A 21,071-nucleotide genomic window follows, 5' to 3' on the forward strand; every position below is an offset into this window, starting at 1 on the left:
AGGGCGAGCCGTATCGAGACCAGGTGCACGCGGTCACCGGGTCTCGATACGGGCATCACTTCGTTCGCCCTACTCGACCGGCGGACGGGGGTCAGGCGGAGACGGGCTCCTCGTGGATGACGGGGTACACGCCGTTCTCGTCGTGCACCTCGCGGCCGGTGACCGGCGGGTTGAACACGCAGGCGCAGTGGATGTCCTCCTCGACCTTCACCGTGTGCTTGTCGTGCTGGTCCAGGAGGTACATCGTCCCGGGCGCGAGCGGGAACTCCTCGCTCGTGTCGCGGTTGAGCAGCGTGCCCCGGCCCGCGTAGACGTACACGCACTCGACGTGGTTGGCGTACCAGAACTCCGACTCGGTGCCGGCGTACAGCACGGTGTCGTGGAAGGAGAAGCCCACGCCGTCCTTGGCCAGCACGAACCGGCGGCTGCGCCAGTTGCCGTGCTCGACGTCGTTCTCGGTGCCGTCGAGGTCGCTCAGGTTGATGACCTGCATGGGGAGTCCTTTCGTCGGGGGAGGAGGAGGTGGGGTGGCCGGCCGTCAGCCGGCGAAGGCAGGCTCGCGGTCCGCGGCGACGGTCGGGGCAGCGTCCGCGGTGCCGTCGGTCCGGCGCAGCACGGCGCTCGCGGCATCGACGAGGATCTCCAGGCCCTCGGCCATCTCGGCCTCGGTGATCGTCAACGCGGGCATCACCTTGACGACCTCGCCGCTGGGGCCGGAGGTCTCCACCAGCAGGCCGCGCTCGAACGCCGCCGCCTGGATCCGGCCGGCGACCTCGACGTCCTCGAACGCCACACCGGCGAGCAGGCCGCGTCCGCGCAGCGTGGCGCCGTCCGACCGGGCGATGATGCGCTGCAGCCCGTCGCGCAGCTGGTGGGCGCGCGCGGCGACGTTCTGCTCGATCGCGCCGTCGGTCCAGAACGTCCGCAGCGCGGCCGTGGCGGTGACGAACGCCGGGTTGTGCCCGCGGAAGGTGCCGTTGTGCTCGCCGGGCTCCCACTGATCCAGGTCCCGCCGCATCAGCGTCAGCGACATCGGCAGGCCATACCCGGAGATCGACTTGGACAGGCACACGATGTCGGGCACGATGCCGGCCTCCTCGAAGGAGAAGAACCTGCCCGTACGCCCGCAGCCGGCTTGCACGTCGTCGACGATCAGCAGCACGTCGTGGCGGCGGCACAGGGCGGCGAGCTCACGCAGCCACACCCCGCGCGCGGCCTTGAGACCGCCCTCGCCCTGGACGGTCTCGACGATGACGGCAGCCGGCAGGTCCAGGCCCGAGCCGCTGTCGCTCCAGGTGCGCTCGAGCCACATGAAGTCCGGCGTCTCGCCGTCGAAGTAGTCGTCGTACGGCGCGGTGGAGGAGTGGTAGAGCGGCGTACCGGCGCCGGCCCGCTTCATCGAGTTCCCCGTGACCGCAAGGGAACCCAGCGTCATGCCGTGGAAGGCGTTGGTGAAGCTGACGACGTCCTGGCGGCCGGTGCACTTCCGCGCGATCTTCAGCGCGGTCTCGACGCTGTTGGTGCCGGTCGGGCCGGGGAACTGCACGACATAGTCCAGCCCGCGCGGCGCCAGGACGACCTCCTCGAACGTCTCGAGGAACTCGCGCTTGGCGACGGTGTAGGTGTCGAGCGAGTGGGTGACGCCGTCGCCCGCCAGGTAATCGATCAGGTGGCGCTTGAGCTCTGGGTGGTTGTGGCCGTAGTTCAGCGCACCGGCGCCGGAGAAGAAGTCGATGTAGCGGCTGCCGTCCTCGGCGTACTGGTACACCCCCTGCGCGGAGGTGAAGACGGCCGGCCACTCGCGGCAGTAGCTGCGGACCTGGGACTCGCGGGTCTCGAAGACCGACGTCGTGGTGCTCGTGCTGGTGCTGGGCATGGAGATCCTTCGGGTCGGGAGGGCGAGGCCGCCGCGGCGTGGGCGCGCGGGTCCGTCGCAGGACGGGGGATCGGGGGCGTCAGCGCAACGGGCGGATTCGGTAGAGGCGCTCGGGTGCGTGCTCCTCCGGGAAGTGCTCCGCGCCGAACAGGTCCTCGCGGGTGATGATCGTGCCGCGCTGCTGGGCGAAGCGGGTGAACAGCGCGATGGACGCGGTGTTGTCGTCGGTGATCGTCGTCTCCATCGTCGCGGCGTCGTCGACCTGGTCCACGAGCTCGTGCAGCATCCGCAGCGCGATCCCGCGGCCACGGTGCCCGTCGTCCACGGCGACCTGCCAGACCATCAGCGTCTGCGGCGCGCTCGGCCGGGTGTAGCCGGTGACGAAGCCGGCGGGCTGACCGTCCACCTCCGCCAGGATCGAGGTCCGGGCGTAGTCGCGCGCCCACAGCAGGTAGGCGTACGAGGAGTTCACGTCCAGCGTCCGGGCGTCCGAGGCGATGCGCCACAGGTCGCCGCCGTCGGCCACGGAGGGTGGTCGGAAGGCGATGGTCGGGCTCGAGGTCGCAGGGGCGGCGGGCGTCAGGATGGCGCTGGTCACGCTGAACGAACGTAACGACTTCGAGCGAGTAATCAACTCGAGAACCCGCCTGGGACGCCCATCCGGTCGCTATAGGAGGCCGGTCGAATCGCCGTCAGCCGCAGCAGCACTGGGAATCCTTCCGTCGGTGATCGCGTCCTGCAAAAAGTTCTGAAGCGAGGCCTGCCGCGTCCCACCTGACGGGCGTCGAAGCGCAGAACTGTGACGGAACTCACTGCGCGACAACGAGATTCGGTAACGCGTGGTGATCCAGACTCGCGGCGCGGTGCGGAGGCGGCCGTGACACGACGCACAGCGGCCCCGGTGCGCGATGCACCGGAGCCGCTGCCCCGTCGTGAGGAGGAGGTGAGGGTCAGCCGACGCTGACGGCCTTCCAGGCGGCGTCGACCGCCTTGCTCTCCGTGCTGCCGGCGCCGAACTCGGCGTCCGCGGCCTTGACCATGCCGGCGTGCAGGTCGGCGTAGGTCATGTCGCTCGTGCCGTAGTCCTTGATCGCGGTGTACCAGATCTTGGCGGCCTTGTCGGCGCCGATGCCGGTCACCGAGCTGCTGTCGCAGGTCTCGCTCGTGCCCCACTCCGACTGACCGCTGCCGTTGGCGAGCAGGAAGAAGGCGTGGTTGCCGACACCCGAGGTGTAGTGCGGGTCGTCGTTCGCGGTGGAGGAGCTCCAGCAGTCGTGCGACGCACCGTCCTTGGACGGCTTGTCCATGTAGCGCAGCGGGCTGCCGTCGCCGTTGATGTCGATCTCCTCGCCGATGAGGAAGTCCGGCTTGTCGACCGCGCTGTTGGCCTTGAACTCCACCATCGTGCCGTTGACGTCGCTGTTGGCCTCGTTGATGCCGCCCACGTCGCCCTCGTAGCCGAGGTTGGCCAGCGCCTCCGCGACACCGTGCGACATCTCGTGACCCGCGACGTCGATCGCGACCAGCGGGGCGTTGTCACCCTCGCCGTCGCCGTACGTCATCTGCTGGCCGTCCCAGAACGCGTTCACGTAGCTGGAGCCGTAGTGGACGCGCGAGGGCACGCCCTTGCCGTCGTCGAAGATGCCGTTACGGCCGTAGGCGTCCTTGTAGTAGTCCCACGTGGTCGCCGCGCCGTAGTAGACGTCGACCGCCGCGGTGGCGCGGTCGTCGTTGCTGCCGCTGCCCCAGGCGTTGTCGGCGTCGGTGAACGGGTCGCAGCTGCCGCTCTCGCTGTTGTTCATGTCGCACGCGGAGTTGCCGCCGCGGTCGGGGTCGGTCAGCGTGTAGGAGCTGCCGTCCTGGGTGGTGCTGATCTTGACATCACCCAGGAAGAGCGACTTGCCGGTGCCCTCGGCCCCTGCGGTCGCCTTCGGCCGCGAGGCGTCCCGCGTGGTGGCGCGCGTCGTGCCGGACGGGTCGACCGCGTCCCAGGCGACCGTACGCAGGTTCGCCGGCGCCTTGGTGGTCAGCGTCGCCGCGTGGTGGACACCCTTGCGTGCCATGGCGGCCTTGGAGGTCGCGCCCGACATGAGCGTCTTCACCGTCTCCGAGGAGCGGATGGTCTTGCCGCTCTGCGCGTCCACCAGGACCGCCTTGCGGCTCGGCGTCAAGCCGTCGGACTGCACACCGGTGACGACCGTCATCCAGGCGAGCACCGGCTTGGCGCCACGCGCGTCGACGACCAGCATCGGGTCGGTCGCGCCGTCGACGTTGAACGAGCGGGCGCCGGCGGCGGCGTTCGTGCGCGCAGTGCCCTTGGCGACCTTGGCCGTGGTGCTGACCGAGATCGGAGCCTGCTGCGCGACCGACTGACCGGTCACCTTGCCGCCCTTGCTGTGCACGACGAAGTCGCCACCGACGACGGGGAGGCCGCGGTAGGTCCGGTGGTAGCGCGCGTGGCTGGAGCCGTCCTTGGCGGTCGAGGTGCCAACCAGGACGTAGCTGTCACCGGCGGCGCCCTTGACGGCGGCCGCGTCGGACTTCAGGTAGGACGCGACGGCGGCCTGGTTGCTCGGCGCGGCGTCGTCTCCACCGTTGGCGAAGGCAGGCGCCCCGGCCAGCGACCCGCACGCGAGCAGCGCGGTACCGGTCAGTGCGATGTGCTTCTTCCTCATATGAGGGTGTCCTCTCTAGGTTTCGGTGCTCCCACCTCGGCCCTTCGTGTCCCCCGAGGTGCGCCCCGACAGCAGCCGGGGAACCGTGGTTCGAACCACTCTGCCGAGCCGGGGCGGCGCGCGCCTATGCCAGCCGGTCATGCCTTCCTTACCGACTCTTGGCCGTTCGGAAAGACCCGGTAGACCAGTCGATGGAAGTCGTTCCTTACGGTCTAGTAGCAATGGAGATCGAGCTGCGACATCTGAAACTGGTACAAGCGGTCGGCGAGCTGGGAAGCGTCTCGAAGGCCGCCGCCGCGCTGAGCACGACCCAGCCGGCGGCGACCCGCCAGCTGCGCCGGATCGAGGACTCCCTCGGCAGCCCGCTGTTCGAGCGGTCGGCCGAGGGCATGACGCCGACGCCGGTCGGCGAGATGGTGATGGCGCGAGCCCACACCGTCCTCACCGCGGTCGAGACGCTGTGCGCCGACGCCGAGCAGTCGACCGGGTCCGCGCCGAGCATCGTGACCGTCGGCGCTCGTACGGGCACGCCGCTGATCGCGATGGCCGAGTACCTCGACCGCGCCCTGCCGGCCACCCGGGTGGTGCTGGAGAGCGAGACGCGGATGCAGACGCTGGTCGACATGGTCGGCGCCGGGCTGCTGCACGCGGCCGCTGTGAGTGAGTTCGTCGGGTGGGAGGTCGACCTGCCGGCCGGCGTGGACAAGCAGACGGTCGGGGTCGAGCCGGTGTTCGTCGTCATGGCTCCGGACCACCCGCTGGCGCAGTACGAGGAGATCCAGGTGAGCGACCTGGCCGACGCCCGCTGGGTGCTGCAGCCGACCGACCTGGACCGCGAGCCCGACGTCTTCGCCCAGGCCTGTGCTCGCGCGGGCATCCGGCCCACGGTCGAGCACACGCTGCGGGGCGCGGCCGCCCTGGCGTTCATCCGGGAGGGCGGCCGCCTCGGCCTGTGCTACCCGACGGCGCGGTTCGACGGCCTGGTCACCCGCCCCGTCCGACGCTGCCCGGTACGGGTGCGCCACCTGATGCTGACCGCCCAGCGCGGTCCCCTGCAGGGGTACGGCGAGCGCCTGGCCCGCTCGGTGCGGGAGCGGATGGCGGCCGAGGTGCAGATGGCGCCTGCGTACGACGCGTGGCTGGAGCGCGAGCGTCCGCTGACCTCGGTGAGCTGACGTCTCGCCACCCGGTCCGGTTTGCGGCGCTTGCGCCGGTCGGGCCGTCCGTGGAGGTCATCCCGAGTACGGTCGGGAGACGCCGGGTGACCGGCGTCACATGTTCGGTGTCGGTCCCCGCGGGGCCCGGGAGCTCTGGAGGTCCGATGGGCAGGAAGACATCAGCAACCGTGGCGGGCGGCATGCTCCTCGCGGTGACACTCGCCGGGTGCGGCGGCGGCACCGGGGCCGGTGACTCGCAGCAGACCGGCGGAGGCGGCGGGGGTTCCTCCGCGGGGACGAGCGGCGGTGGTGGTGGCGGCGGCAAGACGATCAAGCTCGTCGCGGCGGAGTACTCCAAGGACAACACCGCGAAGTTCTGGAACCAGTTCAAGGCCGCGTACGAGAAGAAGACCGGCAACAAGCTCGACGTCCAGATCGTCAGCTGGGACACCATCGACCAGACGTCCAGCACGATGATCCAGAACAACAGCGCGCCGGACGTCCTGAACCTCAACGCCTACGCCTCGTACGCCAAGGACAAGCTCCTCTACAGCTCCGACGAGGTCCTGTCCCCGACCGCGAAGGCCGACCTGCTGCCGGCGTTCGTCAAGAGCGGCACGTACCAGGACAAGATGTACGGCATGCCCGACCTGTCCTCGGCGCGGGCGTTCTTCTACAACAAGGCGCTGTTCAAGAAGGCAGGCATCATGAGCCCGCCGAAGACCTGGGCCGAGTTCGAGGCCGACGCCAAGAAGATCCAGGGCCTGGGCAACGGCAGCATCGGGTACGCCATGCCGCTCGGCCCGGAGGAGGCCCAGGCGGAGTTCTCGATCTGGACGTTCAACAACGGCGGGAACTGGAAGAACGGCGACTCCTGGACGATCAACTCCGACCAGAACGTCAAGACCCTCGACTTCCTCAAGAAGCTCGCGACCACCGACAAGGTCACTCAGAACAACCCGGGCCGCACCAACCGCGCGGACGCGTTCAACCTGTTCAAGTCGGGCAAGGTCGGCATGATCGTCGGGTTCTCACCCCTGGCCGGTGACCTCGACAAGGAGGGAAAGGTCGACTACGGCGTCGCGCCCATGCCGACCGCGGACGGCAGCGCGCCCAAGACGTACGGCGTGACCGACTACCTGATGGCGTTCAAGAAGCCGGGCAACCAGCAGGCGGTCAAGGACTTCTACGACCTGTACTACTCCAAGGACCAGATCAACCAGTTCATCAAGGCCGAGGGCTTCCTGCCGGTCACGCAGACCGGCCTGGACTACTTCAAGTCCGACGCCAAGCTGAAGGTCTACCTCGACACGCTGCCGAACATCCAGCTCACCCCGACCGATGACCCCGCCTGGGACAAGGTCAAGCTCGCGGTGCAGCAGAACATCGGTTCCGGGGTCGGCTCCAACGGTGACCCGAAGAAGACCCTCGACTCCCTCCAGAAGACCGCGGAGAGCTCGAGCTGATGACCGTCCAGACCGGGGCCGCGGAGTCGACCGACACCGCGGCCCCGGCTCGTCAACGCCGCCGAGGGCGGCGCCGCCAGGTCGGGTCGCGGGCCTCGGTCCTGTCCGCGCTGCTGTGGCTCGGCCCGGCCCTGCTGCTGATCGCCGGGGTGGTCGTCTACCCGGCGATCGAGCTGGTCCGCGCCTCGTTCAGCCGGTTCTCGGTGACCGGCCTGCGGCTCGGGGACGCCGGCGGCACCAACTACCGCCGGGTCCTGGACCACCCCGACCTCGGGACCGTCCTGACCAACACGCTGGTCTGGGTGGTCGCCGTCGTGGCGCTGACCGTGCTGATCAGCCTCGCCGTGGCCCAGCTACTGTCCAAGGACTTCTTCGGCCGGCGGCTCGTGCGCTGGGCGCTGATCGTGCCGTGGGCCGCTTCCCTGGTCATCACGGCCAAGACGTTCGTGCTGCTCTTCGACTTCTACTACGGCACCCTCAACACCGTCCGCGACCACCTGGGCATGGCGCCGGTGGACTACCTGGGCAGCGACACCTGGATCATGCCGTCGATGATCCTGGTCGGGGTCTTCGTCTCCATCCCCTTCACCGCCTACGTCTTCATCGCCGGGCTGAGCGCGATCCCCGACGAGGTGTACGAGGCGGCCCGCATCGACGGCGCCGGCCCGTGGCAGATCTACCGCCGGATCACGCTGCCGCTGCTGCGTCCCGCGCTGATGGTCGCCTCGGTGCTGAACATCATCTACGTGTTCAACTCCTTCCCGATCATCTACACGCTCAACGACCGCAACCCCGGCTTCGGGCACGACACGTCCATCACGTTCATGTACAAGCTGGCGTTCAAGAGCGCCGAGAAGGACGTCGGGATGTCCGCGGCCGCCGGCGTCTTCAACGTGCTGCTGATCCTCGTGGTCGTGATGATCTACCTGCGCGTGACGCGCTGGCGGGAGGAGACGGCATGAGGGAGGAGACGGCATGAGTGCCCTGGACCAGGTGCGTGACGTCCGGCCGGTGGCGTCCGGGTCGCGCGGGTGGCGGCGGGTCCGTCCGTACGTCCTGCCGGTGATCGGCCTGCTCGTCGGGCTGGTCTTCCTCGCCCCGTACCTCGTGATGCTGCTGAACGCGTTCCGCCCGAGCGCCGACATCGTCCAGGCTCCCGGCTCGCTGCTGCCGCGGGAGTGGCAGTGGGACACCTTCTCCCAGGTGCTCGGCGACGACCGGTTCCTGTCCTGGCTGAAGACCTCGCTCATCGTGGCGGCCGCCTCGACGGCCCTGGTCATCGTGGTGGCGGTGCCGGCGGCGTACTTCACCGCGCGGTTCCGCTTCCCGGGGCGGACCGCGTTCCTGCTGCTGGTGCTGGTGACCCAGATGTTCTCGCCGACCGCACTGGTCGTCGGCATCTACCGCGAGTGGTTCAACCTGAACATGGTGAACACCTACGGTGCGCTCATCCTCACCAACGCGGCGTTCAACCTGGCCTTCGCGACGTGGATCCTGCACGGCTTCTTCTCCTCGATCCCGCAGGAGATCGAGGAGGCCGCCCACCTGGACGGCTGCAGCCGGCTCACGACGCTGCGCCGGGTGATGCTGCCGCTGACCCGGCCCGGACTGGTGACCGCGGTGATCTTCACCTTCATCGCCGCGTGGAACGAGTACGTCGTCGCGCTCACCCTGATGCTGGACGACGCGAGGAAGCCGCTCCCGGTGGGCCTGACGTCGTACGTCACCGGGTACGAGCAGCACTGGGACCAGCTGTTCGCCGCGTCGATCATCGCGATCGTGCCGGTCGTGATCCTCTTCGCGGTGATCGAGAAGCACCTGGTCGGCGGCCTGACGGCGGGTTCGGTCAAGTAGGCACTGGCGGCACCGAGCCCCGGTCGCGGCCCGGCCTCAGGCCGGCTCGACCGTCTTCACCATGACGCAGTTCTTCAGCCCCTTGGGCCGGTCGTAGGTGAAGCCCAGTCGCTCGTACAGCCGACGGGTGCCGTTGTAGAGGAACGATGACGACATCTTCTTGGTCTGGTCGGTCAGATCGTGCGGATAGCTCTCCACACGGCCACCGCCGGCCTGCGCGATCAGGTCGAGCGCACCGGCGATCGCCAGCTCCGTCACGCCGCGTCGCCGGTGGCGCTTGTCGACGAACACGCAGGTGATCCGGTAGTCGGGATCGACGGTCTTGGTGGCGTCGTACTGCTTGAGGTGGTGCAGGGTGGGCAGCTCGACCGGGGTGCCGTACTCGGCCCACGCGATGGCCTCCTCACCGTCCATCACCAGGGCGGCGTGCGCCTTGCCCTGCTCGACGTAGGACTTCTTCAGCGCCCGGTTCGCCTCCGCGCCCTGGCCGCGCTCGGGGCCGTCCGGGTGGAACCAGATGCACCAGCAGCCGCCGAAGATGCCGTTGTGCCGCTGCACCATCGCGTCGAACGCCGGCCAGGTCTCGGGGCTGAGCGCCGCGATGGTGTACGACGACTGGGCGGACATGGGCTCAGCCCTTCTTCGCGGCGGACACGTCGACGCAGACGACACCGGTGTTGCCGTCCCGGTCGGCGATCACGGTGAGGCCGGGCGCATCGCTGTCGTCGACGACCGTCCCACCCGCGGCGAGAGCGGCGGCGATCCGCGGTGCCGCCGCCTCGGGCGCCAGGTAGACCTCGACGTGGAACCGCCGGTTCGCGTCCGCCTGCTCGTCGGCGTCGCCGAACCACAGGTTCGGTACGCGGCCGGTGGCGTCCCGGACCTCGTCGCTGGGGGATCCTCGGCCCTGGGAGTCGCCGCTGCCGGTCAGCAGCGCGGCCCACACCGGCGCGATGACCGCGGAGTCCGCGGTGTCGAGGCCAAGCTCGAGCTCGCTCACCGAGGCCGGATCAGCGGCGATCCCGTGGTCGGCGGCGATCCGGGTGATCGCCCGCGCGAGGTCGACGTCCTGCTGGGTCACCCACTCGACGACGTACTCGGTGCCCTCGTCGTCGCGATAGACGGCGTCGTCGCTGACCAGCTCCAGGTCGACGTACCCCGGGCCGATCGAGACCCGCGGATGGTGACCGACCGTGTCACCCGCCTCGCCCACCGCGGCGACGAACCGTGCCCCGGTGGCGAAGTCGTCGACGAGGTAGCGGGCGTGCAGGCCCTGGGCCAGCTTGCGCCAGTCGGTCAGGTCGGCCGCGGCGATCTGCTCACCGTGCAGCATGTCCATGCATCGGGACAGTAGCCGTGATTCCGGACGTTCCGCGGCCCTTGGCCACATTGTCGCCGGGCGCCCGGCCGGATGCCCCGGTCGGCCGGCAGACCGACCGGGGCGAGCCGGTCACGGAGCGCCGGGCTCCACCGTCACCGGCGTGGCGTCGTCCGGCTGCGCGTCGACCTGCTCGACGAACGAGACGTCGACCTCGTGCGGCTGGATCTCGCCGCGCTGGATCTGCTCGGCGAAGTGGCACGCGACCCGGTGGGTGCCGGGGACACCCTCCAGCTCGATGGTGCGCAGCTGCGGGCGCTCGGTGTCGCAGCGCTCCTCCTGCTTCCACGGGCAGCGGGTGTGGAACCGGCAGCCGGTCGGCGGGTTCGCCGGGCTCGGCAGGTCGCCCGCCAGGATGATCCGCTCGCGGCGGTCCTCCGTCGTCGGGTCCGGCACGGGCACCGCCGACATCAGCGCACGGGTGTACGGGTGCAGCGGCATCGCGTAGAGGTCGTCCGCGTCGGCCTCCTCGACGAGCGCGCCGAGGTACATCACGCCGACCCGGTCACTGATGTGGCGGACGACGGCGAGGTCGTGCGCGACCACCAGGTAGGTGAGCGAGAACTCCTCCTGCAGCTCCTCCAGCAGGTTGACCACCTGCGCCTGCACCGACACATCGAGCGCGGAGACGGGCTCGTCGGCCACGATCAGCTGCGGGTTCACGCTGAGCGCGCGGGCGATGCCGATGCGCTGACGCTGACCGCCGGAGAACTCGTGCGGGTACTTGCGCAGCGCGGCCGGCGGCAGACCCACGGCCGACAGCAGCTCGCGCAGCCGCGCCGTCGCCGCCTTGCCGTCCTTGGCGAGGCCGTGCGCCTGCATGCCCTCCAGCAGCAGCGACTCCACGGTCTGGCGCGGGTCGAGGCTGGACAGCGGGTCCTGGAAGACCATCTGCATGTCCTGGCGCTTGCGGCGCAGCGTCTCACCCTTGAGCGAGGCGACGTCGACGCCGTCGAACAGCACCGTGCCCTCGGTCGGCTCCTCCAGCCGCAGCAGCGCACGCCCGAACGTCGACTTGCCGCAGCCGGACTCACCGACCAGGCCGTACGTCTCGCCGCGCTTGATCTGCATGTCCATGCCGTCCACGGCGTAGACGTGCCCGACCGTACGGTCGAAGAAGACACCGCGCTTGATGGGGAAGTGGACCTTCAGGCCGCGGACGTCGACCAGGACGTCGTCGGGGACGGCGACGTCGTCCTGCGGAGTCGTCTCGGTGGCAGCCGTCGACATCAGGCCTCCTCGCTGATCGGGTTGTGGCAGCGCAGCAGCCGGGGCGTCTCGACGCCACCCTCGATGCGCTCCAGCTCGGGCTGGGTGGTGCGGCACGCCTCGACGGCGTTCGAGCACCGCGGGGCGAAGGCGCACGCGTGGTCCCACGGCAGGTTGTCCGCGACCGAGCCGGGGACGGGGTTGAGCCGCTCGCCGCGCGCGGAGTCCAGCCGGGGGATCGAGGCCAGCAGGCCGTGGGTGTACGGGTGCCGCGGCCGGGCGAACAGGTCGTGCCGGTCCGCGCGCTCGACGATGCGGCCGCCGTACAGCACGTTGACCTCGTCGCACAGCCCCGCGACGACCCCGAGGTCGTGCGTGATCATGATCAGCGCCGTGTCGGAGTCCTGCACCAGGTCCTTGAGCAGGGTCAGGATCTGCGCCTGAATCGTCACGTCCAGCGCCGTCGTCGGCTCGTCGGCGATCAGCAGGCGCGGCGCGCACGCCAGCGCCATCGCGATGAGCGCGCGCTGGCGCATGCCGCCCGACAGCTGGTGCGGGTACTCCTTGAGCCGCCGGCTGGGGTCGGGGATGCCGACCTTGTCCAGCAGCTCACGCGCCTTCGGCTCGGCCTCCTTGCGCGAGAGCCCCTGGTGCCGCTCCATCACCTCGGTGACCTGACGCCCGATCGGGACGACGGGGTTCAGCGACGAGAGCGGGTCCTGGAAGATCATCGCGACGTCCCGGCCGCGACGGTCCCGCATCTGCTTCGGCGAGAGCTTCAGCAGGTCGGTGCCCTCGAAGACGGCCTCACCGGTGACGGTGTTGCCGCGCTTGGGCAGCAGCCCCATGATCGCCAGCGAGGTGACCGACTTGCCGCAGCCGGACTCGCCGACCAGGCCGACCGTCTGACCGGGCTGCACGTCGAACGACACCCCGGAGACGGCGTGGAACGGCTCCTCGCCGGAGCGGCGGAACGTGACGGACAGGTCGCGGACCTGCAGCAGCGGCTCGCGTGAGGTACGCGCGTCGCGGCTGGTCCGGGTCGTGGTGGCAGTCATCGCTGCCTCACCTCCTGCTCTTGGGGTCGAGGGCCTCGCGCATCGACTCGCCCATCAGCGTGAAGCCGAGCGAGACGACCACGATGCAGGCCGCCGGCCAGAACGCGATGTGCGGGTACAGGTCGAAGAGGTTCTGCGCGGCACCCAGCATCTGGCCCCACTCGGCCTTGCTGTCGTCGGGGTTGCCGAGGCCGAGGAAGGACAGCGCGGCGGCCTCGATGATGGAGACCGACAGCGCCAGCGTGGACTGCACGAACACCGGACCGAGGCTGTTGGGCAGCATGTGCCGGAACACGATCGCGGACCGTTTCACCCCGAGCGATCTCGCGGCGAGCACGTGGTCGCTGCTGCGTTGCGCGAGCATCGAGCCGCGTAGTAACCGAGCGAAGACCGGCACCTGGACGATCGCGATGGCGACGATCACCGTCCACTGGCTGGGCTGACTCGCCAGCGAGGCGATGGTGATGGCGAGCAGGATCGACGGCAGCGACAGCAGCACGTCGACGACGCGCATGACGACCGAGTCGACCCAGCCGCCGAACGCGCCGGCGAGCGTGCCGAGCGTCACGCCGCCGGCGAGACCGCCGAGCGTGGCGAGCACGCCGACGATCAGCGTCTGCCGGCTGCCGTAGATGAGCCGGGACAGCAGGTCGCGTCCCTTCTCGTCACCGCCGAGCGGGAAGCCGTCCTGCGCCTTCGGGATGGGGTTGGTCGATGCGCTGATCTGGCCAATCAGCGGCCGGTCGTCAGGAGCGTGCGGCGCCAGCAGGGGGGCGAAGACCGCGACGAGGATGAACAGCGCGACCAGGACCGCTCCGATGATGAACATCGGGTTGCGCCGCAGCCGTCGCCAGGCACTGGCCAGCAGGCTGACGCCCTCGGCGTCACGGACCGCACCGGCCTCGCCCACCGGGTCGACCGGGTCCATCACGTCGACGCCGCCGGCCTGACCGGCCGCGGGCGCCGCCGTGCTCGCCGCGAGGCCGTCGAGGCGTTCCTTCTTACGGTTCAAGGGGGTCATGCGGTCACCTCGTCCGGACGCGCGGGTCGATGTAGGCGTACGTGATGTCGACCAGGAGGTTGACGACGACGTACGTGGCCGCGGCCATCAGGATGAGCAGCTGCAGCATGGAGTAGTCGCGACCGGTGAAGGCGCGGGCCAGTGCGTCCCCGAGGCCGGGGAAGCCGAACACCGTCTCGGTGAGGATCGCGCCGCCGAGCAGGGCGCCCATCTGCAGGCCGATGATCGTGACGACCGGCAGCATCGCGTTGCGCAGCACGTGCCGGCGGGTGATGACCTTGGACGAGAGGCCCTTGGCCTCCGCGGTGCGCACGTAGTCCTCGTCCAGGACGTCCAGGACCGCTGCACGCGTGATGCGGAAGACGAAGGAGAACGGGATCGTCGCCAGCGTCACGGCCGGAAGGATCAGGTGGCGCAGGGCGTCCCAGGCCGCGTCCCACTCGCGGGTCAGCAGCCCGTCGAGGACGAAGAAGTTGGTGACGCGGGTGGCCTCGATGTCGCCCTGACGGCCGCTGATGGGGAACAGGTGCCAGTCCACGGCGAAGAAGTACTTCAGCACGAATGCGGTGAAGAACACCGGGATGGCCACGCCGAGCAGCGAGCTGGTCAAGGTCAGCCCGTCCAGGATCCCGCCGCGCCGGCGCGCGGCGAGGTAGCCGAGCGGGATGCCGGCGGCCACGGCGATGATCATCGCCAGGACGCCGAGCTCGATCGTGGCGGGCAGGCGCTCGACGAAGATCTCCATCGAGGACCGACCGGGCTGGACGCCGGTGGAGACGCCGAAGTCGCCGGTGACGGCCCGCTTGAGGAAGTTGAGGTACTGGACGATGACCGGGTCGTCCAGACCCAGGGTCTTCTTGATCTGGGCCAGCTTGGCCGGGTTGCACCGGTCGCCGCAGATGGCGGAGGCGGGACCACCGGGCAGGCTGCGCAGCCAGACGAACAGCAGCAAGGACAGCAGGAGCATGACGCCGACCATCTGTACGAGGCGGCGTACGACGTATCTGAGCACGCTTGGGTAAACCTTCCAGGACGCACGAGTGAGGGCTGCAGCCGGTGACAGGCCGACGGCCGCCCCGGGGGAGTGTCCCCTCCAGGGCGGCCGCCTGTGTGTCGAACCTGCCGCCGAAGGCGGTCAGCTCACTTCTTGATCTCCGCGTAGTTGTAGCGCTCGTCGGTCAGCGGGCTCGGCGTGATGCCCGAGACCTTCTTGTTGAAGACGATGGCGGGCGGCGAGTGCGAAATGGGCAGGCCCGGCAGGTACTCGGTGACCAGCTTGTTGTTGATCGTCTTGTACTGCGCGGTGCGGTCCGCCTCGTCGACGGTGCTGTCCGCCTTGGTCAGCTCGGCCGACAGTTGCTTGCCCCACGGGTACTGGCCCGTCTGGAAGCGGTTGGTCGTCTCGGTGAAGAACGTGCCGATGAAGTTGTCGGCGGTGTTGTAGTCACCGGTCCAGCCGAGCAGGAAGGAGGACGCGTCACCGTTGTCGACCGCGTCGAGGTAGCCACCGTTCCACGGCTTCGTCACCGGCTTGACCTTGAGGCCGGCGGCCTCCCAGTCCTTCTTGATGGCGTCGAAGATCTTCTGCGGGTTCGGCATGTACGGGCGGCTGACCTCGGACGGGTACCACAGCTCGATCTGCATGCCCGCGGCGCCGGCCTGCTGCAGCATCTGCTTGGCCTTGTTGACGTCGTAGGTGTACTTGGTCGGGCTGGTGTTGTAGCCGTCGACGGTGTCCGGCATGAACTCGTCGGCGACCTTGGCGCCCTCCGGCAGCTGGGACTTCACCAGCTGCGGCCGGTTGATGGCGGTCATCAGGGCCTGACGGACCTTGAGGTCCTTCAGCTTCGGGTTGGCCTTGGCGTTGAGACCGAGGTAGAGGACGTTGAACGCCGGACGGACCTTGAGGTCGTTGTTCTGCTTGAGGGAGTTCCAGTCGGCCGGGTTCGGGAAGTCGTAGCCGTCGATCTCGCCCGCCTCGAGTGCCTGCTTGCGCGAGCTCTCGTTCGGGATGATCTTGAAGACGAGCTTGTCGATCTTGGCCTTGTCGCCCCAGTAGTTCGCGTTGCGCTTGAGGGTGATCGTCTGGTTCGCGGTGTCGTACTTCTCCAGCGTGAACGGGCCACTGCCGGTCGGGTGCGACTTGGCGTACTCCGGGTAGGCGATGCCCTCGCCCTTGCCCTTGAGGTCGTTCGCCTTGTACTTGTCCATCGCGGTGGGGCTCTGGATGGAGAAGGACGGCAGACCCAGGACCGAGGGGAACTTGGAGGTCACGCGGTTGAGCTGGACGACGACCTTGTTGGAGGTCGGGGTGCAGGACTTGTAGAGCGAGGGCTCCTTGGTGACCTTGGAGCCACCGAAGTTGGACGACCAGTACTCCGCGCCCGCGAGACCGTCGGCGGTCTGGTTGTACCAGCGCTCGAAGTTCTTGCAGACCGCGGTGGCGTCCAGGGCGGTGCCGTCGCTGAACTTCACACCGCTGCGCAGGTTGAACGTCCAGGTCTTGCCGTCGGGGGAGTTGTTCCAGCTCTCGGCGAGGGCGGGCGTCATGTCGGCCGTACCGGGCTTGAACATCACCAGCGTGTCGTACAGCTGGCGGGTGACGCGGAACGTCTCACCGTCGGAGGCGTAGAAGGGGTCGAACACGGCCGGCGCGCCCGCGGCACCGAAGGTCAGCGTGCCGCCGCCACCCCCGCCTCCGCTGCTGCTGCCCGAACCGCTGTCACGGTCGGAGGATGCGCACGACGCCAGTGCGAGCACGGCGGCGCTGGCAGCAGCGACTGCCGCTGCCTTGCGGTTGACCTTCATGGGTACCTCTCAGTCCTGCAGCACCGGGCGGCCGGGGTAGCGCCGCGTCCGGTCCCGTCTGTGGTGTCGGAGTGGGGCGACAGTACCGAGCGGTCCGGCGGCGAGGGGCGGATTCGGTCAGCCTTGTCCGAGTTGAGACCTCCAGGTCCGGTGCGCCGCGGCGAGGTGTGCCTGGCACCCTGACCGACGTGAGCAGACGACTCGTGGTGGGTGCCGCGCTGGTGGACGACCTGGAGCGGCCGACCCGGCTGCTCGCGGCGCGGCGGACCGAACCGCCCGCACTCGCCGGGGGCTGGGAGCTGCCGGGCGGCAAGGTCGAGCCGGGGGAGTCCCTGGAGCAGGCGTGGCACCGGGAGCTGGCGGAGGAGCTCGGCGTGCAGGTCGAGCTCGGTGACCGCGTACCCGGACCGCTGCGGGGCGATGCCGAGGAGGGCGCCTGGCCACTCGGGCCGTCGTACGCGATGCACGTCCGCCTCGCCGTGGTCGTGACGGGCGAGCCGCAGCCGCTCGACGAGCACGACGCCCTGCGCTGGCTGCCGGTCGCCCAGCTGTACGACGTGGGCTGGCTACGCGACGACCGACCGGTGATCGAGGCCGTCGAGCGATGGATCACATCACGATCGGGTCACACTAGTTCGGGCCCGAACTAGTTTGGGCTAGCGTGCGGAGCGAACCTGAGGAGGTCGCCATGCCCGCTCCTGTCCCACCCGCGTTCTTGCCGCTCCGCTCCGGACGCACCGTGCTCGCTCTCCTGGCCTCGGTGCTGCTCGTCCTCGGAGCCGCGTGCTCCTCCGGTCCCGCGGCCCTCGCCGCGTCGACCGCGTCCGCTCCGCCGACCGTGCGCCCCGGGACGGCCGTCGCACCCGGGCTGGAGCACCTCGGCCCGTGCGCCGACCCTGCGCTCGCGAGCTTCTCCTGCGGCCTGCTGCGCGTCCCGCTGGACCACGAGCGGACGGCCGGCGCGACCCTCGCGCTGCCGGTCACCGTCCAGAAGGGCCCAGCGTCCGACCCGGTCCTGCTCAACCTCACCGGCGGCCCGGGTCAGCCGGGCGTCGCGTTCGCACCCCGGTTCGCCCAGCGGCTCGCGCCCGCGCTGAACGGCCGGCGGCTGGTCATGCTGGACCAGCGCGGCACCGGCGCAACCGCGATCAGCTGCCCGGGCCTGCAGCGCGAGATGGGCGAGGGCGACCTGCTCACGCCCACCGCGGCGTCCGTACGCGAGTGCTCGGGCATCCTCGGCGCCACGCGACCCTTCTACGGCACCCAGGACACCGTCCAGGACCTGGAGCTGCTGCGGCGCGCGCTGCGCGTGCGGACCATGACGGTCGACGGCACCTCCTACGGGAGCTACGTCGCCGAGCGGTACGCCGTGACGTACCCGCACGCGGTCGACCACCTGATCCTCGACTCGGTCGTCCCGCACCAGTGGATGCCGCAGGACAGCCTCTCGCTCACCAGCATGGTGGCGGTCCGTCGGGTGCTGCGCGACGTCTGTACCGCCCAGCAGTGCCCGGGCGACCCGGTCGCCGACCTCGCGACGCTCGTCTCGCGCGGCTACGACGGCCCGGCGCTGCTCAACCTGCTCGCGATCGTCAGCGTCATCCGGCCCTCGTTCGACTTCGTCCCCGGGATGCTGCACGACGCCGTGAACGGCAACGACGGCCTGCTGCAGGGCTGGCTCCAAGGGGTGGCGGCCGAGGCGCCGGTCGCCGAGTTCAGCCAGGGTCTGCACGCGGCCACGCTGTGCATGGACCAGGTGGAGCCGTGGGGCGACAGTGACACCCCGTTCGCCGCTCGCGAGGCGGCGCTGCAGCGGGTGCGTTCCACGCTCACCGCCCAGCAGGTGTACCCGTTCGACGTCGACACCGCGACGGACAACGGCCTCGTCCAGCTGTGCCGCTCCTGGGGCGTGACGACCCCGGACCGGGTCTCGCACAAGCGCAACCTGCCGCCCGTGCCGACGCTGTTCCTCGCCGGCGACCGGGACCTGTCCACGCCGCTGGAGTGGGCGAGCCGGGAGTTCCGCCGCGCGCCGCACGGTGAGGTCCTGGTGGTTCGGGGCGCGGGCCACTCGCTGCAGTCGCGCGGCGCCGAGCACCCCGAGATCATCGAGCGGGTGACGGCGTTCCTCGGTCGTCCCTGAGCACCGCGTCCAGGCCCTCGTGCAGCGTCACGAGGGCCTGGCGCACGTCCTCCAGCGCCGGGCCCAGCCGGCGGTCGAGGTCGGCCTGGACCTGCAGTGCCGCCGCGGCCGCAGTCGACTGGGTCCGGCGGCCGGTGTCGGTGAGACGGACGTACGCGGACCGCCCGTCGGCGGGGTTCGGCAGCCGCTCGAGGTGGCCGCGCCGGTCGAGGGCGCCGAGGTAGCCGGTCAGCGTCGAGCGCGGGACGTTGATCCGGGCGGCCAGGTCGCTCGGGGTGATCGGCTCGCCGTGCATCTCCAGCGCGGCGTAGATCGCGAACTCCGACGGGGTGACGCCGATGTCCTCCAGCGCCCGCGCCAGCACGGCGCCGACCTGCTGCTCGATCAGGAAGACGTTGAACAGCAGCCGCGACGACTCCGCCGAGGGGGTGGGAGCGGGCTGCGACATGCGGCCAGGGTACGGGCGCGCGGGCGCGCGTCCCGGGCGGTGGTCAGCAGCACCCGAAAACCCTGAGACACTAGGGATCATGCCCAGCAAGTCTCGCAGCGACATCCGCAATGTCGCCATCGTCGCCCACGTCGACCACGGCAAGACCACTCTTGTCGACAAGATGCTCTGGCAGGGAGGCGCCTTCGGCGAGCACGACCACGTCGACGAGCGGGCCATGGACAGCGGTGACCTCGAGCGGGAGAAGGGCATCACGATCCTCGCCAAGAACACGGCGATCCACTACAACGGCCCCTCCGCGGCCGCGCACGACGCCCCCGACGGCGTCACGATCAACATCATCGACACCCCCGGTCACGCCGACTTCGGTGGCGAGGTCGAGCGCGGCCTGTCGATGGTCGACGGTGTCGTCCTGCTCGTCGACGCGTCCGAGGGCCCGCTGCCGCAGACCCGCTTCGTCCTGCGCAAGGCGCTCGCGGCGAAGATGCCGGTCATCCTGGCCATCAACAAGGTCGACCGCCCCGACAGCCGCATCTCCGAGGTCGTCGACGAGGCCTACGAGCTGTTCATGGACCTCGACGCCGACGAGGATCAGATCGAGTTCCCGATCGTCTACACCTCCGGCAAGGCCGGTGCCGCGAGCCTCAACCGGCCGCAGGACGGCACCCTCCCGGACAACGACGACCTCGAGCCCCTCTTCAAGACGATCATGGAGACGATCCCGGCCCCGTCCTACGAGGACGACGCCCCGCTCCAGGCGCACGTCACCAACCTCGACTCCAGCAACTTCCTCGGACGCCTGGCGCTGCTGCGCGTCTTCAACGGCGAGCTGCGCAAGGGGCAGCAGGTCACCTGGTGCCGCCACGACGGCTCGACCGAGAAGGTCAAGATCACCGAGCTGCTCATCACCGACGGCCTCACGCGCAAGCCGCTCGACCAGGGCTCGGCCCGACCCGGCGACATCATCGCCATCGCCGGCATCCCGGAGATCATGATCGGCGACACGATCGCCGACGCCGAGAACCCGGTCCCGCTGCCGGTCATCACCGTCGACGAGCCGGCGATCTCCCTCACGCTGGGCACCAACACCTCCCCGCTCGTCGGCCGGGGGCCGACCAAGGGGACCAAGGTCACCGCCCGCATGGTCAAGGACCGCCTCGACAAGGAGCTCATCGGCAACGTGTCGCTGCGCGTCCTTCCGACCGAGCGGCCCGACGCCTGGGAGGTTCAGGGCCGTGGTGAGCTGGCGCTGGCGATCCTCGTGGAGCAGATGCGCCGCGAGGGCTTCGAGCTGACCGTCGGCAAGCCGCAGGTGGTCACCAAGGACGTCGACGGCAAGCTGCACGAGCCGGTCGAGCGTCTGACGATCGACACCCCCGAGGAATACCTCGGCGCGATCACGCAGGTCCTCGCTGCCCGCAAGGGCCGCATGGAGCAGATGACCAACCACGGCACCGGCTGGATCCGGATGGAGTTCCTCGTGCCCTCGCGCGGCCTCATCGGGTTCCGCACCGAGTTCCTCACCGAGACCCGAGGCGCGGGCATCGCCCACCACATCTTCGAGGGTTACGAGCCCTGGTACGGCACCATCACCACGCGCGTCTCGGGCTCCCTCGTCGCGGACCGCTCCGGTCCGGTGACCGCCTACGCGATGGTCAACCTGCAGGAGCGCGGCTCGCTGTTCGTCGAGCCGTCCACCGAGGTGTACGAGGGCATGATCGTCGGCGAGAACTCCCGCGCCGACGACATGGACGTCAACATCACCAAGGAGAAGAAGCTGACCAACGTGCGCGCGTCGTCGGCCGACAACTTCGAGAAGGTCGTGCCGCCGCGCAAGCTGAGCCTGGAGCAGTCCCTGGAGTTCTGCCGTGAGGACGAGTGCGTCGAGGTCACCCCGGACGCGGTCCGTATCCGCAAGGTGGTCCTCGACGCCGGCGAGCGCGGCCGCGCGGCCGCACGCGCCCGGCGCTGACCCACC

19 protein-coding genes are annotated in these 21,071 nt (G+C 69.8%); 7 read left to right on the forward strand and 12 right to left on the reverse strand.

Going from position 1 to position 21,071, the window contains the following annotated elements; all coding sequences use genetic code 11:
• Window positions 1-91 precede the first annotated feature (91 nt).
• From P4R38_RS11945 to P4R38_RS11960, 4 genes are all read right to left on the reverse strand, one after another.
• On the reverse strand, window positions 92-493 hold the full coding sequence (locus P4R38_RS11945) for an ectoine synthase (protein ID WP_275238282.1): 402 nt from the start codon (window positions 491-493) through the stop codon (window positions 92-94).
• A gap of 45 nt (window positions 494-538) precedes the next feature.
• Window positions 539-1,876: a diaminobutyrate--2-oxoglutarate transaminase gene (gene ectB, locus P4R38_RS11950; protein WP_275238283.1), complete on the reverse strand. Its 1,338-nt coding sequence runs from the start codon at window positions 1,874-1,876 to the stop codon at window positions 539-541.
• A gap of 79 nt (window positions 1,877-1,955) precedes the next feature.
• Window positions 1,956-2,474 carry a diaminobutyrate acetyltransferase gene (ectA, locus tag P4R38_RS11955; RefSeq protein ID WP_275238284.1) on the reverse strand — a complete coding sequence of 173 codons (519 nt, stop codon included), beginning with the start codon at window positions 2,472-2,474 and terminating at the stop codon, window positions 1,956-1,958.
• A gap of 352 nt (window positions 2,475-2,826) precedes the next feature.
• Window positions 2,827-4,551, reverse strand: coding sequence for a M4 family metallopeptidase (locus P4R38_RS11960; protein WP_275238285.1), 1,725 nt, complete (start codon window positions 4,549-4,551; stop codon window positions 2,827-2,829).
• A 221-nt stretch (window positions 4,552-4,772) separates the two neighbouring features.
• Between P4R38_RS11960 and P4R38_RS11965 the strand changes: the two genes are divergently transcribed.
• From P4R38_RS11965 to P4R38_RS11980, 4 genes are all read left to right on the forward strand, one after another.
• Window positions 4,773-5,726 (forward strand): LysR family transcriptional regulator, encoded by a 954-nt coding sequence (locus P4R38_RS11965; RefSeq protein WP_277192338.1) that lies wholly within the window; start codon window positions 4,773-4,775, stop codon window positions 5,724-5,726.
• Window positions 5,727-5,872: 146 nt separating this feature from the next.
• The gene (locus P4R38_RS11970) at window positions 5,873-7,174 is read left to right on the forward strand and encodes an extracellular solute-binding protein (protein WP_277192339.1); all 1,302 of its coding nucleotides are present in this window, start codon (window positions 5,873-5,875) and stop codon (window positions 7,172-7,174) included.
• Window positions 7,174-8,136: a carbohydrate ABC transporter permease gene (locus P4R38_RS11975; RefSeq protein ID WP_277192340.1), complete on the forward strand. Its 963-nt coding sequence runs from the start codon at window positions 7,174-7,176 to the stop codon at window positions 8,134-8,136. Before P4R38_RS11970 ends, P4R38_RS11975 begins: the two co-directional genes overlap by 1 nt.
• 13 nt (window positions 8,137-8,149) lie before the next feature.
• The gene (locus P4R38_RS11980) at window positions 8,150-9,028 is read left to right on the forward strand and encodes a carbohydrate ABC transporter permease (RefSeq protein WP_277192341.1); all 879 of its coding nucleotides are present in this window, start codon (window positions 8,150-8,152) and stop codon (window positions 9,026-9,028) included.
• 36 nt (window positions 9,029-9,064) lie between these two features.
• Here the strand turns inward: P4R38_RS11980 and P4R38_RS11985 are convergent, their stop codons facing one another.
• The 7 genes from P4R38_RS11985 to P4R38_RS12015 form a co-directional block, all read right to left on the reverse strand.
• Window positions 9,065-9,655 (reverse strand): GNAT family N-acetyltransferase, encoded by a 591-nt coding sequence (locus tag P4R38_RS11985; RefSeq protein WP_277192342.1) that lies wholly within the window; start codon window positions 9,653-9,655, stop codon window positions 9,065-9,067.
• Between the two features lie 4 nt (window positions 9,656-9,659).
• A complete protein-coding gene (locus P4R38_RS11990; RefSeq protein WP_277192343.1) occupies window positions 9,660-10,367 on the reverse strand; it encodes a VOC family protein in 708 nt (235 codons plus the stop codon).
• 111 nt (window positions 10,368-10,478) lie between these two features.
• Window positions 10,479-11,636: an ABC transporter ATP-binding protein gene (locus P4R38_RS11995; protein ID WP_277192344.1), complete on the reverse strand. Its 1,158-nt coding sequence runs from the start codon at window positions 11,634-11,636 to the stop codon at window positions 10,479-10,481.
• Window positions 11,636-12,673 carry an ABC transporter ATP-binding protein gene (locus P4R38_RS12000; protein ID WP_277192345.1) on the reverse strand — a complete coding sequence of 346 codons (1,038 nt, stop codon included), beginning with the start codon at window positions 12,671-12,673 and terminating at the stop codon, window positions 11,636-11,638. Before P4R38_RS12000 ends, P4R38_RS11995 begins: the two co-directional genes overlap by 1 nt.
• Before the next feature lie 7 nt (window positions 12,674-12,680).
• Entirely contained in the window at window positions 12,681-13,694 is a 1,014-nt protein-coding gene (locus P4R38_RS12005; protein WP_277192346.1) for an ABC transporter permease, read from the reverse strand.
• A gap of 4 nt (window positions 13,695-13,698) precedes the next feature.
• A complete protein-coding gene (locus tag P4R38_RS12010; RefSeq protein ID WP_277192347.1) occupies window positions 13,699-14,706 on the reverse strand; it encodes an ABC transporter permease in 1,008 nt (335 codons plus the stop codon).
• A 128-nt stretch (window positions 14,707-14,834) separates the two neighbouring features.
• The gene (locus P4R38_RS12015) at window positions 14,835-16,502 is read right to left on the reverse strand and encodes an ABC transporter substrate-binding protein (RefSeq protein ID WP_277192348.1); all 1,668 of its coding nucleotides are present in this window, start codon (window positions 16,500-16,502) and stop codon (window positions 14,835-14,837) included.
• Between the two features lie 188 nt (window positions 16,503-16,690).
• Here P4R38_RS12015 and P4R38_RS12020 point away from each other — a divergent pair, with 188 nt between their 5' ends.
• Together P4R38_RS12020 and P4R38_RS12025 are read left to right on the forward strand one after the other, a co-directional pair.
• Entirely contained in the window at window positions 16,691-17,152 is a 462-nt protein-coding gene (locus P4R38_RS12020) for a (deoxy)nucleoside triphosphate pyrophosphohydrolase (RefSeq protein WP_409201257.1), read from the forward strand.
• 38 nt (window positions 17,153-17,190) lie between these two features.
• Window positions 17,191-18,645: an alpha/beta fold hydrolase gene (locus P4R38_RS12025; RefSeq protein WP_277192349.1), complete on the forward strand. Its 1,455-nt coding sequence runs from the start codon at window positions 17,191-17,193 to the stop codon at window positions 18,643-18,645.
• Here the strand turns inward: P4R38_RS12025 and P4R38_RS12030 are convergent.
• Entirely contained in the window at window positions 18,608-19,093 is a 486-nt protein-coding gene (locus P4R38_RS12030) for a MarR family winged helix-turn-helix transcriptional regulator (RefSeq protein ID WP_277192350.1), read from the reverse strand. The two genes, P4R38_RS12025 and P4R38_RS12030, sit on opposite strands and share 38 nt — an antisense overlap.
• Window positions 19,094-19,172: 79 nt before the next feature.
• On the opposite strand from P4R38_RS12030, the gene typA reads away from it, so the two are divergent.
• A complete protein-coding gene (gene typA / locus P4R38_RS12035; protein ID WP_275238299.1) occupies window positions 19,173-21,065 on the forward strand; it encodes a translational GTPase TypA in 1,893 nt (630 codons plus the stop codon).
• Window positions 21,066-21,071: the final 6 nt, after the last annotated feature.

It is taken from the genome of Luteipulveratus flavus (genome assembly GCF_029439465.1).
Taxonomy (GTDB): domain Bacteria; phylum Actinomycetota; class Actinomycetes; order Actinomycetales; family Dermatophilaceae; genus Luteipulveratus; species Luteipulveratus flavus.

What these genes read in the sequence shown, in the direction of transcription:
- P4R38_RS11945 (WP_275238282.1), bottom strand. Translation starts at nt 493, where the DNA reads ATGCAGGTCATCAACCTGAGCGACCTCGACGGCACCGAGAACGACGTC.
- ectB (WP_275238283.1), bottom strand. Translation starts at nt 1,876, where the DNA reads ATGCCCAGCACCAGCACGAGCACCACGACGTCGGTCTTCGAGACCCGC.
- P4R38_RS11960 (WP_275238285.1), bottom strand. Translation starts at nt 4,551, where the DNA reads ATGAGGAAGAAGCACATCGCACTGACCGGTACCGCGCTGCTCGCGTGC.
- P4R38_RS11965 (WP_277192338.1), top strand. Translation starts at nt 4,773, where the DNA reads ATGGAGATCGAGCTGCGACATCTGAAACTGGTACAAGCGGTCGGCGAG.
- P4R38_RS11970 (WP_277192339.1), top strand. Translation starts at nt 5,873, where the DNA reads ATGGGCAGGAAGACATCAGCAACCGTGGCGGGCGGCATGCTCCTCGCG.
- P4R38_RS11975 (WP_277192340.1), top strand. Translation starts at nt 7,174, where the DNA reads ATGACCGTCCAGACCGGGGCCGCGGAGTCGACCGACACCGCGGCCCCG.
- P4R38_RS11980 (WP_277192341.1), top strand. Translation starts at nt 8,150, where the DNA reads ATGAGTGCCCTGGACCAGGTGCGTGACGTCCGGCCGGTGGCGTCCGGG.
- P4R38_RS11985 (WP_277192342.1), bottom strand. Translation starts at nt 9,655, where the DNA reads ATGTCCGCCCAGTCGTCGTACACCATCGCGGCGCTCAGCCCCGAGACC.
- P4R38_RS11990 (WP_277192343.1), bottom strand. Translation starts at nt 10,367, where the DNA reads ATGGACATGCTGCACGGTGAGCAGATCGCCGCGGCCGACCTGACCGAC.
- P4R38_RS11995 (WP_277192344.1), bottom strand. Translation starts at nt 11,636, where the DNA reads ATGTCGACGGCTGCCACCGAGACGACTCCGCAGGACGACGTCGCCGTC.
- P4R38_RS12000 (WP_277192345.1), bottom strand. Translation starts at nt 12,673, where the DNA reads ATGACTGCCACCACGACCCGGACCAGCCGCGACGCGCGTACCTCACGC.
- P4R38_RS12005 (WP_277192346.1), bottom strand. Translation starts at nt 13,694, where the DNA reads ATGACCCCCTTGAACCGTAAGAAGGAACGCCTCGACGGCCTCGCGGCG.
- P4R38_RS12015 (WP_277192348.1), bottom strand. Translation starts at nt 16,502, where the DNA reads ATGAAGGTCAACCGCAAGGCAGCGGCAGTCGCTGCTGCCAGCGCCGCC.
- P4R38_RS12025 (WP_277192349.1), top strand. Translation starts at nt 17,191, where the DNA reads ATGCCCGCTCCTGTCCCACCCGCGTTCTTGCCGCTCCGCTCCGGACGC.
- P4R38_RS12030 (WP_277192350.1), bottom strand. Translation starts at nt 19,093, where the DNA reads ATGTCGCAGCCCGCTCCCACCCCCTCGGCGGAGTCGTCGCGGCTGCTG.
- typA (WP_275238299.1), top strand. Translation starts at nt 19,173, where the DNA reads ATGCCCAGCAAGTCTCGCAGCGACATCCGCAATGTCGCCATCGTCGCC.